The organism is Anabaena sp. UHCC 0451, from assembly GCF_034931405.1.
Taxonomy (GTDB): Bacteria; Cyanobacteriota; Cyanobacteriia; order Cyanobacteriales; family Nostocaceae; genus RDYJ01.
This window is the reverse complement of the sequence record NZ_JAYGHA010000009.1, coordinates 66,720-83,645: the sequence shown is the minus strand read 5'-3', so window position 1 is coordinate 83,645 and position 16,926 is coordinate 66,720. Positions and strand designations below refer to the sequence as shown.

Below are 16,926 nucleotides of genomic sequence, written 5' to 3'. Positions count from 1 at the left end.
GATTTTTTCAAACTTCAAATATGAGTCCTATATGCCTTAACTGGATAGCATTTTCAATAAACATAGGGCATAGATGACAGGAAACAAGATTGGATTATTCTTGTTTCTTTTTTTATGGTACATGGATGCAAAAGCTAAGGAGTAATTAATATCTGGGAGCATTCTTAATCATTTATAAAAATGTATTTTTTGAACATCAAAGGTTCTCAATATTTGTCATTCTCAATAAGTAGCAAAGGTGATATTTATGGTAAGACGAGACTTTGAATATATTAGAGAATGCGGAAAAATCAATAAGACATCAGCTAAACCAGTTCCTGGAATTCTGCTAATTGGTGGTGCAGAAGGTCAAAAATCTGGGGAAGATGCAGCTACTAAATGGTTTCTAAAAAGAGCGGCACGGGGGAATTTTTTAGTAATTCGTTCTGGTGGAGTAGGTAAACACGCTGATTGGATTTGTGATCACTATAGAGATTTTATTAGTTCAGCAGCTGAACTTTCTATTGACAGTCGAGAAGCAGCCGATGATCCAGAAGTTATTGAATATATCCGTGAAGCCGATGCTCTATTTATAGCTGGTGGTGATCAAAATGCCTATGAAGATTATTGGGAAGGAACAGCGGTAGAAGATGCTATTAATTTTTTGATTAATGAAAAAAAGATTCCTATTGCTGGAACTAGCGCAGGTATGGCGATTTTAGGAGATTACTATTATGTACCTTCCCATCAGGGTGTGCAGAGTTCAGAAATTTTAAATGACCCCTTTCACCACAATACAAAAGATATTTATCGCAGTGATTTTATTCGAGTTCCTGCGCTCAAGAATGTAATTACTGACACACATTTAGATAGAATTACTAGAAACCATACAGAAACAAGATATGGGAGACTATTTGGATTATTAGCTAGAGTTGTTCATGATATCAATCGACTTTCAGTTTTTGCCATTGGTTTAGAAGAAGGTGCTTTTGTTGCTATTGATGAAAAAGGAATTGCTAAAGTATTTGGTAATGGTGCAGATAAAGGACAAGATGCCTATTTTCTACAAATTAATGGTGCTGAACCAGAACAAGTTAAACGAGATTTACCCATAATTTGGAATAATAACGGACAAGCTGTTAAGGTCTATAAAATTGCCGGTACACCAGAAGGAAGTGGTTCTTTCGATCTCAATAATTGGTCAAAGGCTTCTGGTGGAAGTTGGGAATATTGGTTTACCACTGGTGGATATGAAGGTTTCAAAAGAACTCCTATTAAGTAGTTTGTTAGTGTATAAACCTCAGTTGAATTTATCTAATAACTCTCCCGTCAACAAATCCTTGACATTTGATTTGTGAATATTGCCAGAGTCAGATCCCCGACTTCTTAGAGAAGTCGGGGATCTTGTTGTTTATAGTATTTATCACTCAATATTTTAAGTAGAATGACGTAGGAAATAGTTTTTTGTTATGTTAATTTCATTAATTATTAATTATTTATATATATAAGTATTCTCGCTCTTGAGGATAAAGTGCTATTGAAGGCAAATGCTGATATGGCAAAGGATAGATTAACCTTCCCTGCTTTGATCTAGAAGACATCATTGAAATCAGGACTTACGCAACTGGTACATTGGTAGGGTGCGTCAGATATCAACAATCTGCTTATTTGCAGGATTTATGCAGTCTGACGCACCCTACAACAGATTTTTGGTGTGACACTTGCGTAAGTCCTAGAAATAAAAACTCAAAAAATTGTATTTGAAGATACAGAATATTTAACAGTGTTAAATACACAATCAATCAAATTTGTTTGTAGTTTCACCAACGTAGAGCAGGGGTTAATCTAACTAATTCCTGTATATTCTCGTTCTGATATCATTGACCATTCAACTCACTGGTTTGTGCCAGATTTTAAACTGCACCTTGACTAGTAATTATCCTTCATGAGAGGTAAGGAACTGTTAATAAAAAAAAACTCCTAACCCGTCATAGCATAGGGTCTACCGACCTTAATACTATTAAGAAGAATAGTGTGTTAGCAGTGATGAAAAACTCTAAAAGTTAAAAAATCCAAACAATGAGTTTTCAGCTTTATTAACAATAGTCTTGTATAATTTACCCAATTAAATTTATTTATTTGGGTAAGCCAAAGAAAATCAATTGAAGTTTTTCTAGCCAAAAAAAAACAGCAATGAATAATCGTATTCGTCCCTTACACCGCCTACTAGCACTAGCTATAGGCTCAATGGTGTTTGCAATTTTCGCTCCTACAGTTGTCCAAGCCGCAGATCCAACAGTACAATCTTTAGCGGATACAACCACCAAATTACAAATTTCCATTGATACCACTTGGGTACTACTGACAGGGTTTTTAGTCTTCTTCATGCAAACTGGTTTCTCCATGTTAGAAGCGGGTTTGCTGAGACAAAGAGGAGTAGTGAATGCCTTACTAGAAAACTTTGTTGATGCAGCGGTAACTATTTTGGTTTGGTGGGGTATTGGCTTTGGGATCGCCTTCGGTACAAGTGCGGGTGGTTTTATTGGGACAGATACCTTTTTCCTGAGTCAGTTACCCGGTGCAGATGGTAGCTACCCGATGGGCGCACCTGGTTCTACTGCTGCAATTAATACCTATACCTTATTCTTCTTCCAATTTGCCTTTGCTGCTACCGCTAGTACCATTACTACTGGTTCAATGGCGGGAAGAACAGACTTTATCGGTGACTTAATTTACAGCGCCATCATGGGTGCATTTAGTTACCCGCTAATTGTCCACTGGGTCTGGAACTCCAACGGTTGGTTATTTAAAATGGGTTTCCTAGACTTTGCTGGTAGTACAGTAGTTCACACTGTTGGCGGTTGGACAGCTTTGGTAGGTGCTTATTTACTTGGACCCCGTCCTGGTCGTCCAGCTTGGGGAACAATCCCACCGGCACACAATTTAGGTTTAGCAGCCTTGGGAACGATGATTTTGTGGTTTGGTTGGTATGGTTTCAACCCTGGTTCTACCCTCAGCACTGGTAACACTGGTTTAATTGGTTTAGTCATCCTCAATACTACTTTAGGTGCTGGTGGTGGCGCTTTATCAGCCATGTTTTATCAATATTTCCGTTCCGGTAAATGGGACTTAGTTTACTGTTTGAATGGTTCTTTAGCTGGTTTAGTAGGAGTTACCGCCGGTTGTGCTTTTATTCTCCCTTGGGCTGCGGTTTTAATTGGCTTAACCGGGGGAATATTAGTAGTTTTGGGAATTGACTTAATTGAAGCAATGCACATTGATGATCCTGTAAGTGCCTTTGCGGTTCACGGCATCAATGGCATGATGGGTACATTAGCGATCGGCTTTTTGGGTCAAAAAGAACTCACTGGTGGTAAAGCCGGTCTACTTTTAGGTGGTGGCTTTGACTTACTGGGTGTGCAAATTTTGGGTCTAGTTGCTGTCAGTGCATTTACTATAGCTTTTGCTTTTGCAATGTTCTTGGGATTAAAAGCTATTGGTAAATTGCGTGTTGATCCTGAAGCGGATCAAATCGGCATTGATGCTTACGAACACGGTGCTACTGTATGGCCTGATGTCTATGCAGTGGAAGAGTTTGTTGAAGAACAACAAAATCACTCTAAAAAGCCTCAAATTGGCAAATTTGAGGGTTAACAAGGTTAATAATTGATCGTTTTGGCAATTTTAGCACCTGTCTTAATTGCCAAGCGAAAACAAGAACTAAGCGATTTAGACTGCTTCCTGCCAATTAGCTGGTGCTTCAATATAATCAGGAAGGCGAGTAGTGCGATCGCCCACTGCGTTAATTATCTGCTCAGATTTAAGGTTTTTTGCCCCGGTTAAAATCGCTCCAGTTAGTTTGACATCATGAAGATGAGCGCCTGCTAAATTAGCACCCATGAGATTAGCTTCAGAAAGATCAGCTTCATCAAGAAGGGCTTGACAAAGATTAGCTCCCATCAAATTAGCTTTAAATAAATTGGCTTCTGTCAAACTAGCTTCACTGAGATTGGCAAAATAGATATCTGTTTGTTGCAATTTGGCCGCGTTCAAATTTGCACCTTGTAAATTCGCACCATTAAGATTTGCACCATTAAGATTTGCAGCAATTAAACCTGCTGAACGTAAATTTGTTTTACCTAATTTTGCCCCTTGTAAATTAGCTAGAAATAACTTAGCACCAGAAAGATTAGCAGCTTTGAGATTTGCTTGTTGCAAATTGGCTTTATACAAGTTTGCAGCTTGTAAATTAGCTGAACGCAAACTAGCACCAAACAAATTAGCTGAACGCAAGTTGACTCCATACAAATTAGCAAGATTGAGATTAGCACGACTCAAATTAACTCCACGCAAACTAGCTTTAAATAAGTTAGCTTCATAAAGAATCGAACCGATAAGTTTAGCACCATCCAAATTTGCTTCATTTAAATCTGCATCACGTAAATCTGCACCAGACAAATCAGATCCCCGTAAGTCTATTCTTGGTAGTTTAGCTCCTGCTAAGTCAACACGTCTGATGTCAGTATTACGTAGATCTAATTTTTGATTTTCTCTATCTTGCTGAAAATTGCGTCTACCGATAACAGTCAAGGCAGCTTGGATATCAGTACGCAGTTTAAAAGATTCTAATGCCAGAGAATAACTTGCTTGCTGTTGACGGCGTTCTCTGTCGCGATGTTTACCCAAATCAATGCTCATGAAATCTTCTGGTTTTTGTAGTTTTCTCTCTGCTTTTATGGGTGCATTTTCACGGACAAAAGCAGTAAGAATTTCCATAATTGTCCAATGTTCTTGGGGAAACTCCTGAGCAATTCTTTCTAAAGCATAAATTGCACCTGTACGCGTTTCTACTTTGTCATGTCCTAACTGGGCAATTCCGCCAATAAAGCGTTCTGCAATCAGTCTCCTTTGAGTGAGTTTGGTATTTTCAAGGTTAATTGCTAGAGCTTTCTCTGCTGTAATTGCGTTTTTCTCTATTGCTTGAGTCCGCTTTGCTGCATAATAAACATTAAGCATGACAGCTACAACTAGAAAAACTATGGCAATAGTAGTTAATCCCAGATTTTTGTCAGATATTTGCTGCTGAAGTGATAACTTCTCAATATTAGTAGATGCGAAGACAATCAGTATTAAGGACAGAACAACAATAATGATGATGGTGATCAACCAATACAAAGTTGTGTCTGTCTTTTTAGCAGACATACCAGAAAGATGCTTCACAATAATGAGTTATTACTGAGATGATTAAAAAAAACAGTATAGCATTTAGCCGTAAATTTATAAATGTAAAATTTTCTCGCAATAAAAGGGTAAATGGTTTTCATTTTTACCGTATCCCCTTACTTTTTACTCTTCGGGATATATTGACAGCATATCAACGGTAAATTAGGTAAAAAATATAGCAGTCATCCGACTTTAAATTTTGGATTTTGGATTGATTCTACGGTTAAATCTGGGAGTTTGAGGATTTTGGATTTTAGATCGACCCCACAGATAAATCCGGGGGCTTGTACCATCAAAAAATTATCAATAAATTCTGGAATCTTTGTTAGATAAGAGTTTGGAAAAGCTTACAACCTATTACTTTTGACTTTCGCAAAGCGGTACTAGGTATATATTGATTCTTAAAACTTATTAAACTTCACTTCTCTCAGATTTGCTCCATCAAGAATAGCATCATTCAAAATAGCATCCTCTAAACTAGCTAAATATAAATTAGCTCGATGCAAGTTAGCACCAGAAAGATTTGCACTACTGAGGTTTGCTGCACTGAGAATAGCACCAGAGAGGTTGGCAGAATTGAGGTTTGCACCAGTAAGATTTGCTGCACTGAGGATAGCACCAGAGAGGTTGGCAGAATTGAGGTTTGCACCAGTAAGATTTGCTTGATAAAGGTTAGTTTGCTCCAGGTTTGCGCCTTCTAAGTTAACTCCCCTTAAATCTGTGTAACTTAAGTCAATCTGCTCATTTTCTGGATCTTTTTTTGTGTCTCTTTTAGCAATGACATTAATAGCCGCTTGAATTACTGTCCGGGTGTTTAGTGAAGAATTATTGATTACTTCCTCTGTTGATAGATTAACAGCTTTATTTCGCAGGAAATTAGTCAGCATATCCATAATTATCCAGTGGTATTGTGGATTCATCTCCGCCAGACGTTCTAAATCATTAATTGCCGATAAACTGGTTTCTATTGAATTATGATCCAGTTGTTGTAGGACTTTCATTAAATAATCTTGATAAAAGTTGTTATTTTGATTATTTTTGATATTTCCCGAAATTAACAGCATCCAATGGATGATTTTTCTAAACGACATATTATTACTTTAAAAAACCTAGAATTGTTTTTATAATTAATACCAATTTATGCAATTTATCTGATATATAATTTCCTGGTTTTGGATATAGACACCCAGAAAAATAGATTTTAAAGATACGCATCGAAATTGGTTTTTTCATACTAATGCTTATTATTTATTCATACCCACCTGAGCAAAATCATGATTATATTGATATTTAATTACTGATTATATTTACTCAAGTCTCCAGATGTTGCAAAATACCCAGCCAATACTCAAAAACTTAGTGCTGATTGGTGGTGGCCATAGTCATGCCATTGTTTTAAAACTTTTTGGTAATAACCCTGTAGCTGGAGTAAATTTGACCTTAATTACTCCAGATCAATATACACCCTACTCTGGGATGTTACCCGGACATATTGCCGGATTTTATAATTATGCTCAATGTCATATTGACTTGCAAAAATTATGTAAATTTGTTAAAGCAAAGTTGTATCTTGACCGAGTAATAGGGCTAGATTTAAAAAATCACAAAGTGCTTTGTGCTAACAGACCTGCGGTAGATTTTGATATTCTGTCTATTGATATTGGCAGCACTCCAGCGAAATTGTCTGTATCAGGTGCGGCAGAATATGCAATTGCGGCTAAACCAGTAGCACAACTTTTAGAACATTGGTATAAATTGCAGGAAATGGTTGTTAAAAATCCCCAGAAACCACTAACTATTAGTATTGTTGGTGGTGGGGCTGGAGGTGTAGAATTAGCATTATCAATGTTGGCAGGTTTACGGAAGTTAGAAATTGAAAATCTAGAATTGCATTTATGGCAACGCACTGGGGAATTAATGCCCAATCATCACCCATTGGTGCGGCGAATGATGTTAGAAATTTTAATTAATCAAGGTGTAAAATTGCATTTAGGCGAAAGTGTATGTGAAATTACACCAACTATAGATAATAAATTAGAAATTCAATCGGAATCTGGGTTGATTTTAAAATGTGATCGGGTATTTTGGGTGACACAAGCATCAGCAGCAAATTGGGTTGAAAATTCGGGAATTGATACTGATAAAAAAGGTTTTATTTTAGTAAATGATAATTTGCAATCTGTTAGTCATCCCCATATTTTTGCAGCGGGCGATATTGCCACAATGATTAATTATCACTTACCAAAAGCAGGTGTATTTGCAGTGCGTCAAGGTAAACCTTTGTATGAAAATTTGCAAAGGATAATTTTGGGTCAATCACTTAAATTCTACAAACCACAAACAGAGTATTTAAGTTTGATTGGTACAGGTGACGGACGCGCATTAGCTACAAGAGGAAATTTGACCTTACCACCCCATCAATTATTTTGGCACTGGAAAGACTGTATTGATCGACGTTTTATGGCACAATTTCAAAACTTACCAAAAACCTGATAAATTGCACTATCAGCCTCAAGATAGAGTAATGGAAATTTAAAAAATCATGAAACGTAGACAAATTCTCAATACAGGTATAATTGCTACAGCCACGGCTACACTCACCGCTGCTTGTGCAAAAACAGGTACATCCACCAGTGTCCAAAGTAGTTTACCAACGGTAAGATGGCGCATGGCCACTAGCTGGACAAAGAGTTTAGGGACTTATATTGGTGCGGAAACCATCGCCAAACGTGTCAAAGAAATGACAGGTGGCCGTTTTACCATTACCCCCTTTGCGGCGGGGGAATTAGTCCCCGGTTTGCAAGTATTAGATGCAGTGCAAGGGGGAACGGTAGAATGTGGACACACGGCTAGTTATTATTACATAGGCAAAAATCCGGCTTTAGCTTTTGCTACCACCGTACCCTTCGGTTTAAACGCCCAACAACAAAATGCTTGGTTGTATCATGGTGGTGGATTAGAAGCCATGCAAAAAATTTATGCTGATTTTAATATTATCAACTTTCCCGCTGGTAACACTGGGGCGCAAATGGGAGGATGGTTTAAGAAAGAAATCAAGTCTGTTGCTGATTTGAATGGTTTAAAAATGCGGATTCCTGGTTTGGGTGGACAAGTTATGTCTCGGTTGGGAGTAAATGTGCAAGTGTTACCCGGAGGAGAAATATATTTAGCTTTAGATAGAGGTGCTATTGATGCAGCCGAATGGGTGGGACCATATGATGATGAGAAGTTGGGTTTAAATAAAGCCGCCCAATTTTATTATTATCCTGGTTGGTGGGAACCGGGTCCAACTTTAGATGTATTGGTGAGTCGGAAAGCTTGGGATAAATTACCGAAAGAATATCAGGAAATATTCAAAACTGCGACTATTGAAGCCAATATGAATATGTTAACTGAATATGATGCTTTGAATGGAGAAGCATTAACAAGATTACTGGCTAGTGGAACTAAGTTAACTCCTTACAGCCAAGAAATTATGCAAGCTGCAAAGAAAGCTGCTTTTGAAATATATGAAGAGAATGCTAGTAAGGATGCAACTTTTAAACAGTTGTATGAACAGTGGAAAAAATTTAGAGGACAGATTTTTACATGGAATCGTATCAATGAATTAAGCTATGCTAATTTTGTGACTGGTGATAATAAGTAATATCTCATTTATCAATATCGAATTTAACTTTCTAGATGCCAAACAGTTTTAGGGATTGGAAGATTTTATGAACCCCTTTCAAACATCTCTGATTCCTCTAACCAAGTTTGAACCACTCCTAATAAATTATCCTGTTGAGGCGAAAAACCACTCAAGGGAGATGCTATTGGTGTATCGGTAATCAAGGCGATTTTTAACCAGTGATTCTTCTGTAATTGCTGACAGAAATTAATTAATTCTGGGTGAGGATTAATGTCACAGAAAATGAGGGCGATTTTATCTGTATTTAGATGTTTTCTCAGGGGTTGGAGTTGGTTTTCTAAGTCGAATATATCTTCTATGTTTTCGGCTTTTTGTTTGGGAAAGATTTCGCCATAAATTTTGATTAATATACCTTTGGCTATGGCTTTTTCTGCGGTTTTCCCTTCCAGGTTGGCAGCGTTGAGGGGGATGGGATAGGTGGTGGAGGTGGGTTGCAATTGCTTTAATTGGGTATAAATATCGGTGTATTGTTGTTGGAGTTGGTTAAGGGTGGTGGTGTTGGTGGCGTGCCATGCTTGGTAGAATTGGGGATAGGTGAGGTTTTTGGCACATTGCCAGAGGATTTTGGAATAGTTTTTGTAGAGGTCAGAATTATTTTTATATACTTCTTTGGTGAGATGTTTGTTTAAAGCTGAAATTGTGATTAGATAATTATTTTCTGTTTTAATAATTTCTCCTAAAATTTCAACAACTTGCATACAAATATCTTCATTTTCGGTTGAATTGAGTAAGGAAATTAAAGCTGTAATTACGTTTTCATCATCTATTCCTATTTCTCCTAAATCACGAGTAACCTTTCTAAGAGTATATTCATCATCGGTTGAATTAAATAAGGAAATTAAAGCTGTAATTGTCTTTTCATTGTCTACTCCTATTTCTCCTAAAGTTTCAACAATTTGCATACAAATATCTTCATTTTTGGTTAAATTAAGCAGACAAGTTAAAGCTGTAATTACCTTTCCTATTTCTCCTAAACTACGAGTAACCTTTCTAAGAGTATATTCATCATCGGTTGAATTGAGAATTGAAATCAAAGCTGTAATTGACTCTTCATTGTCTACTCCTATTTCTCCTAAAGTTTCAACAATTTGGATACAAATATCTTTATCATCGGTTGAATTAAGTAAGGAAATCAAAGCTGTAATTGCTTTTTCATTGTATACTCCTATTTTTCCTAAACTACGAGCAATCTTTCTAATAGTATATTCATCATCGGTTGAATTAAGTAAGGAAATCAAAGCTGTAATTGACTCTTCATCGTCTACTCCTATTTCTCCTAAAGTTTCAACAACTTGCATACAAATATCTTCATCATCAGTTGAATTGAGAATCGAAATTAACGCTGTAATTGCCTCTTCATTCCCTGGTTCTATAGCTACTAACGTTTCAGCAATTTGTAGACAAGTATCTTCATCATCAGTTGAATTGAGAATTGAAATTAACGCTGTAATTGCCTCTTCATTCCCTGGTTCTATAGTTACTAACGTTTCAGCAATTTGCAGACAAGTATCTTCATCATCAGTAAAATTGAGAATTGAAATTAACGCTGTAATTGCCTCTTTATTTCCTACTGCTATTTCTTCTAATATTTCCAAAGTTCTATAAATAATAGATTTTTTATGAGTAGAATTAAGAATTGAAATTAAATTTGTAATTGCTTGTTCATTCCCTATTGCTATTTCTCCTAAAATATTACTAACTGCTCTAGAGATATTTTTATCTTCAGTAGAATTAAGAATTGAAATTAAGTTTATAATTGCTTGTTCATTTCCTACTGCTATTTCTCCTAAAATATTACTAATTGCTCTAGAGATATTTTTATTTTCAGTAGAATTAAGAATTGAAATTAAGTTTATAATTGCTTGTTCATTTCCTACTGCTATTTTTTCTAAACTACGAGAAACTTCTATAATAATAGATTTATCTTCAGTAGAATTAAGAATTGAAATTAAGTTTGTAATTGCTTGTTCATTTCCTACTGCTATTTTTTCTAAACTACGAGTGACTGCTCTAGAGATATTTTTATTTTCAGTAGAATTAAGAATTGAAATTAAGTTTGTGATTACTTGTTCATTCCCTACTGCTATTTTTTCTAAACTACGAATAGATTTTTTAAGAGTATTTTCATCATCGTTTGAATTAAGAATTGACATCAACGCTGTAATTACCCGTTCATTTTCTGGCTCTATTTCTAATAAACTACGAGAAACTTCTATAATAATATTTATATCATCAGTTGAATCAAGAATTGACATCAACTCTGTAATTGCCCGTTCATTTTCTGGCTCTATTTCTAATAAACTACGAGAAACTTTTATAATAATATTTTTATCATCAATTGAATTAAGAATTGACATCAACGCTGTAATTATTATTTTTGTATCAATCAAAGATAAACCTTCGTCTGCTTCTTCTAGAATGGGATCAGGAAAATTTACCCATTTCTGCGTTTCTTTATCAAAATAACCAAATCCCCATTTAATAATCTGACATACAATTCTATTAGCCAGTAAACAGCTTTTAAATTCACCAATAGCTATAGCCGCTTTAAAATAAGCCTGAAAACTATAGAAATCATCTACTCCTCCATCTTGAAAATTTACTAATGCTAGAATAAATTCTTCTTTCTTATCCTTGTTAATCTTATCTCTTCCCATCCACAATAAAAATATCTCATTCCACTCATTCTCAAAAATACGATATTTCTTACCCTCAACAGGTTTATCTTCATGATCTTTAGGTAAAAAATAATCCCAATCATCAATTACACAAGCTGCAAAATATTCGGCAAAACTCAGGTGAAAGAAAGCATAAACTCTTTGCTCAGTTTTTTGCTCAGTATAAACCCAATTTAACCAACCTAACCTTTCTGCTAACTCAAAATCCTCCAAACTCATGACATCTTTAATCACAGACACCTTGAGACTAATTTGTTCATCAATCATCCTCAAAGCCAATTTTCCCAAAGCCTGATTTAACTGTTGTATTTGCGCTGCTGTAGTGCCAAATTCCCCTTTTTTCCATTCATAAGTTGCATCCACAAAACGCTGATACAAATTCGCTTTAGTTTCCGGTAATTCCCCTTGCAAAAAATACCAACTCTGACACAACATTGCCAACCGCAAAGGGTTTTTGACTAAATCAAAAATGCGGCTGTGTTGGGGTGCGGTTAACTTTTGCTGTAACTGTTCCCCTAACTCCCGTTTTTCCGCCTTTTCATACCACTGCTGAATAAAATCTCTCACCTGGACATTACTAAAAGCCAGAGTGCGATAGTATTCAAAATTAGCTATGGGGTTAGGTTGCCAAACATTGAGACGACAGGTGAGAATTACCCTAGTCCAAGTTACCCATCCTTCTAATTGGCTATTGAGTTGGGATAAAGGTGAGTTTGCGGTGGTTTTCATTTCATCCACCCCATCCAACAACAACCACACTCGCTTATCCTTAAACTGTTGCTGAAAATCTGCCTCTAAAGCCGGTGTAACCGTAATTTGGGAAGGAATAAACTCTAAAGCCTCTTCTAGCCAAGTATGCAGTAAATAGTCTTTTAGGGTTCTATTGTCTAAGCGACTGAGATTAATAAAAATAGGGCTAGGATAATCAGATTTATCGGCTAAATATTCGGCAATTTTGCTTAACCAAGTGGTTTTTCCTGCCCCTGGTTCTCCAATAATGGCTAAATTTTTGGTTTGCTGGCCTATGACTTCATCAATAAATTGCTGATATTCGTATTGTTTGGTAATTTCTTCTGTTTTTAATTCATATTGTCGCATACCCTCAGCCGCATCGGGAAAGGGTTTTTCTTCTTTACGTCGTGCGGGTTTGGGTTGAATTAAGCCTAATTCTACAAAGATTTCTGTTTCGTGTTTTAATTCGGTGATTTGTCGTCTTAATCGTTGTTCATTTTGCTGTTTTTGTAGCATTTTCTGGCATATTTCGCGCCAGTTGATTTGTAGGGTTTTCGGTTCGGGTTCAGGTTGATTGTTTTGGGTTTGTTGTTGTGCAAGCCATTCAGGATATTTTTCGTCCCAAAGCCATTTATAAGCCTGTTTCCAAGGCTCGTTTCCTTTGCTTGGTCTGCCTCCTTTTGAGGTTATATCACAACCATTTTGTCTGAAAACAGAGTATATATTCTTTCCCAGAATATCTTTTATTTTTTGTTTTTCATGCCCAACTTCCTTGTTTGAATTAATCTTTTTAAGAAGTATATCATCATCATCAATAGCATAGTTATTCGGGTCAAATCGAACCAGAAATACTTGATATGTATCTCCAGTAAATTCAAATTTTCTGGATTTATCTTGCAAAAATTGTTGTTGTAATGTTGTTTCTTTTGGGGATGTCATAAATTACGCTTGTTGATTAATTATTTATGGTGATTTTAGTATTCTCAATTAGCTTCATAATACGCCTGGGAATCAATTCCCAGTCTAATAGCTAAAGTCCGTTAAAACGGACTATGAATTTTTATTTATATGTAGGGGTTTAGCAATGCTAAACCCTTACCAATTAAGGCTTTTTGTATACAGAATTTGTATGGCTACACCAGACAAGCTATCAAAAATCAAATCTAGAAATGCTGTATTCCCAAAATAACATGATCAATCATGATGAGCAAGATTTCTATTAAATTCTAGTAAATTCTATTTGTTGGATCTTTTTTCTCTATTTTTTATTTGATTTTATATAAATAATCAAGCAAAAAAAACAATAGCGGTAATTTCTAATGGATATCTCTACTCTTCTGTTAACAGCTTTAATCACTTGGGCAATTGAAAGGTTCTCTGATGCTGTTTTATTTTGGGTGATGAAAAAGATAAAATATAACTCCTCCAACAATGAAGACAAAGATAATAACAACACATAAACACATTATTTCGAGGTGGGTAAAACAAATCGCTAGTGGCTTTCTTTAATTGCCATACTATACAGATGAGGGGCGCAGTTTCTGCATCATCATGATTATGAGTAATTATTGTATGGGAATTGCAGAAAATAACAGTAGAACAATTAACCTCACCAAATTTTTCGTTTCTTATTCCTATACTTTGTATGGGAATAAAAGATCAAGGATCTGCCTGATATTAAATGTAGAGGTAGAACCTCTTTCTCTGTGTTCTCTGTGCCTCTGTGGTTCGTTTTTCTTATTCCTATACTCTGTATGGGAATGAATGATCAAGGCTCTGCCTTATATTAAATTAGAGGTAGAACCTCTTGATGGCATTCCCAGTCTGAGACTGGGAACGAGGTATATGATCTTAACGTCCCAAAGAAGGGAGAAAACTGACAATTCCTGGGAAGGTAATAATTAAGAGTACCACCAACAATTGCAGCAAAATAAACGGAATTACTCCGCGATAAATATCACCAGTTGTTACTTCTGGAGGTGCGACACCGCGCAGATAAAATAAGGCAAAACCAAAGGGAGGTGTCAGGAAAGAAGTTTGTAAATTTGCCCCTAATATTACACCATACCAAACTAAATCAATTCCTAAAGTTTGGGCGACTGGCACAAATAAAGGCACGATGATAAAGGCGATTTCAAAGAAATCTATGAAAAAGCCCAGTAGGAAAACTACCGTCATACTCAGGGCTAAAAATCCGACTTTACCACCGGGGAGATTAGAGAGGACATCAAACATGAATTGATCGCCATTTAAGCCCCGAAATACTAAACTGAAAGCTGTAGAACCCAACAAGATAAAAATTACCATGCTGGTAATTCTTAAAGTGTTATCACAAACTTGACGCAGAGATGCTAAAGTTAGTTGACGGTTAGCAGCAGCTAGGGCGATCGCACCAGCACATCCTACCGCACCGGCTTCTGTGGGTGTCGCAAACCCAAAAAAGATACTTCCCAATACCAACAATATCAAAATCAATGGCGGTAACATTACCTGAACTACCCGCTTTCTCAAAGCTTTTCCACCAATTTCCCTCACTTCGGCTGGTAAGGCTGGGGCTACCTCTGGCTTCAAAAAGGCCACAATTAATACATGAATAGCAAAAGACCCCGCCATCATCAAGCCAGGAATGACTGAACCGATAAATAAATCACCGACAGACACACCCAATTGATCGCCCAAAACCACCAATACCACACTAGGGGGGATAATTTGTCCCAATGTTCCCGAAGCCGCAATTACACCAGTAGCTAATTCTTTGTTGTAACCATAGCGCAGCATAATTGGCAGAGAAATCAAACCCATTGCTACCACAGTCGCGGCTACTACACCTGTAGTTGCTGCCAGTAATGCACCTACCAAAATTACAGCTAAAGCCAGTCCACCCCGCAAGCGTCCCAACAAAATCCCCATTGTTTCTAAGAGTCTTTCAGCAATGCCGGATTTTTCCAACATTGACCCCATGAAGATGAAGTAAGGAATGGCTAACAGGGTATAATTGGCCATGATGCCAAAAATCCGCTGTGGCATAGCTGTGAGAAATACCGGGTCAAAAACACCCAAAGCAATGCCGATAATGCCGAATAAAATCGCTACTCCACCGAGAGAAAAAGCGACTGGATACCCCACCGATAGCAGCACTAAAGCCCCTGCAAACATAAATGGACCAAGCCATTCATAGTCCAGCGTCATGATTTTCCTCCTGGGGTGCTATTCTGTTTTGCAGTATGGCCACATTTTTAATGGCCTCGGAAATGCCCTGAAAAATCAGCAGCACAAAGGCGACAATAATCATGGCTTTAATGGGGTAACGAGGTAAACCACCAGGATCTGGTGATGTTTCCATAATTTGCCAAGAGGCAATGATGGTATCCCAGGAAAAAATAATCACCATGATACAGAAAGGTATCAGGAAAAATACTGTCCCAAATAAGTCAGCGATCGCTTTCTTTTTCCCTGATAAGTTACTATAAAAAACATCCACCCGCACGTGTTCGTTATGTTTAAGGGTGTAAGCTGCACCTAATAGAAAAACTAGGTCAAAAATATACCATTGGGCTTCAATATAGGCGTTGGAAGTGAGATTATTACCAATAATCCGTCCAATGTATCTACCTGCTACATTCCATACACCCAGTATTACCATCACCAAGACTAACCAACTGGTTAATCGGCCTATGCGTTCAGTGCAGGTATCAATAAAACCTGATATTTTTAATAATGTGTTCAATGATTTTATGACCTCCTGAGTTGCTGTAAATGTAGTTTACATTGTCAAGGGATTGAGTCAAGGGATCTGTGTGTTGGTCTTTTTTTTATTGCTTAAATACGGTATTGTAATTTTAAAGACTTTTATCATCAGAGTAATTGATTATGAATATGCCAATAAAAAACCTTGTTGTTGCATCTTCCTTGTTGATAACTACCCTAGCTATACCAAATAGTGCATTAGCCCAAAAACCTGGTACTCCTGGTAAATTTGATTTTTATGTTTTAACATTATCCTGGTCTCCTGATCATTGTGCGAGAAATGGTAATCGTGATCCCCAACAGTGCAGTCCAGGAAGAAAATATGGTTTTGTTCTACATGGTCTTTGGCCACAATATCAAAAAGGTTATCCTGCTAACTGTACAACTGAGAAATTACCTTCCTTAGTTAAAGATAAGTTTAGAGGTTTATTTCCTAGTGATAAACTTTATAATCATGAATGGCAAAAACATGGAACTTGTTCTGGTCAAAAACCTATCGAATATTTAACATTAAGCAAGCAGTTAAAATATTCTCTGGTTATCCCCACAGCTTATAATCGTCCTGTTCAACCATTTCGCACTACAGTTAAAGATTTTAAAACTGCCTTTGTCAGTGCTAATAAACAATTTACTGCTAATGGGATTGCTCCTTTTTGTTCTGATTCTGGTAGATTTTTACAAGAAGTTTTCTTTTGTTATTCTAAAGATGGTAAAGCAGGTATTTGTAGTCAGGAGATTTTAAGACGTTCTCAAAAAAGTTGTGGTCAGGCTAATTTTTTGGTGAGAAATGTTAGGTAATACCTGGAAGTTATCTAGCGTTTCTCGGTTGAATGAGGTACAAGAACCCCTCCCCGCTTGCGAGGAGGGGACTATAGGGAT

Annotated in this window: 11 protein-coding genes; 6 read left to right on the top strand and 5 right to left on the bottom strand. The window is 36.7% G+C overall.

Annotated features, from left to right (window positions below; translation table 11 throughout):
* Nucleotides 1–247: 247 nt before the first annotated feature.
* Nucleotides 248–1,261, top strand: coding sequence for a cyanophycinase (locus VB694_RS08330; protein ID WP_323359843.1), 1,014 nt, complete (start codon nucleotides 248–250; stop codon nucleotides 1,259–1,261).
* A gap of 911 nt (nucleotides 1,262–2,172) precedes the next feature.
* Complete coding sequence (locus VB694_RS08325; protein ID WP_323359842.1) at nucleotides 2,173–3,633, top strand: ammonium transporter; 1,461 nt, start codon at nucleotides 2,173–2,175, stop codon at nucleotides 3,631–3,633.
* Between the two features lie 75 nt (nucleotides 3,634–3,708).
* On the opposite strand, the gene VB694_RS08320 is transcribed toward VB694_RS08325, so the two are convergent.
* Both VB694_RS08320 and VB694_RS08315 read right to left on the bottom strand, forming a co-directional pair.
* Entirely contained in the window at nucleotides 3,709–5,181 is a 1,473-nt protein-coding gene (locus VB694_RS08320; RefSeq protein ID WP_323359841.1) for a pentapeptide repeat-containing protein, read from the bottom strand.
* A 422-nt stretch (nucleotides 5,182–5,603) separates the two neighbouring features.
* Complete coding sequence (locus VB694_RS08315; protein ID WP_323359840.1) at nucleotides 5,604–6,293, bottom strand: pentapeptide repeat-containing protein; 690 nt, start codon at nucleotides 6,291–6,293, stop codon at nucleotides 5,604–5,606.
* Between the two features lie 232 nt (nucleotides 6,294–6,525).
* On the opposite strand from VB694_RS08315, the gene VB694_RS08310 reads away from it, so the two are divergent.
* Both VB694_RS08310 and VB694_RS08305 read left to right on the top strand, forming a co-directional pair.
* Complete coding sequence (locus tag VB694_RS08310) at nucleotides 6,526–7,695, top strand: FAD-dependent oxidoreductase (protein ID WP_323359839.1); 1,170 nt, start codon at nucleotides 6,526–6,528, stop codon at nucleotides 7,693–7,695.
* A gap of 49 nt (nucleotides 7,696–7,744) precedes the next feature.
* Complete coding sequence (locus tag VB694_RS08305) at nucleotides 7,745–8,848, top strand: TRAP transporter substrate-binding protein (protein ID WP_323359838.1); 1,104 nt, start codon at nucleotides 7,745–7,747, stop codon at nucleotides 8,846–8,848.
* A 65-nt stretch (nucleotides 8,849–8,913) separates the two neighbouring features.
* Here VB694_RS08305 and VB694_RS08300 read toward each other — a convergent pair whose 3' ends face one another.
* Entirely contained in the window at nucleotides 8,914–13,239 is a 4,326-nt protein-coding gene (locus VB694_RS08300; RefSeq protein ID WP_323359837.1) for a HEAT repeat domain-containing protein, read from the bottom strand.
* Nucleotides 13,240–13,619: 380 nt separating this feature from the next.
* Here VB694_RS08300 and VB694_RS08295 point away from each other — a divergent pair, with 380 nt between their 5' ends.
* The gene (locus VB694_RS08295) at nucleotides 13,620–13,760 is read left to right on the top strand and encodes a hypothetical protein (protein WP_323359836.1); all 141 of its coding nucleotides are present in this window, start codon (nucleotides 13,620–13,622) and stop codon (nucleotides 13,758–13,760) included.
* Between the two features lie 391 nt (nucleotides 13,761–14,151).
* Here VB694_RS08295 and VB694_RS08290 read toward each other — a convergent pair whose 3' ends face one another.
* Both VB694_RS08290 and VB694_RS08285 read right to left on the bottom strand, forming a co-directional pair.
* Nucleotides 14,152–15,489 carry a TRAP transporter large permease subunit gene (locus tag VB694_RS08290; protein WP_323359835.1) on the bottom strand — a complete coding sequence of 446 codons (1,338 nt, stop codon included), beginning with the start codon at nucleotides 15,487–15,489 and terminating at the stop codon, nucleotides 14,152–14,154.
* Nucleotides 15,473–16,027 (bottom strand): TRAP transporter small permease subunit, encoded by a 555-nt coding sequence (locus tag VB694_RS08285; RefSeq protein WP_323359834.1) that lies wholly within the window; start codon nucleotides 16,025–16,027, stop codon nucleotides 15,473–15,475. Before VB694_RS08285 ends, VB694_RS08290 begins: the two co-directional genes overlap by 17 nt.
* Before the next feature lie 143 nt (nucleotides 16,028–16,170).
* Here VB694_RS08285 and VB694_RS08280 point away from each other — a divergent pair, with 143 nt between their 5' ends.
* Nucleotides 16,171–16,845 carry a ribonuclease T2 family protein gene (locus VB694_RS08280; protein WP_323359833.1) on the top strand — a complete coding sequence of 225 codons (675 nt, stop codon included), beginning with the start codon at nucleotides 16,171–16,173 and terminating at the stop codon, nucleotides 16,843–16,845.
* Nucleotides 16,846–16,926 lie beyond the last annotated feature (81 nt).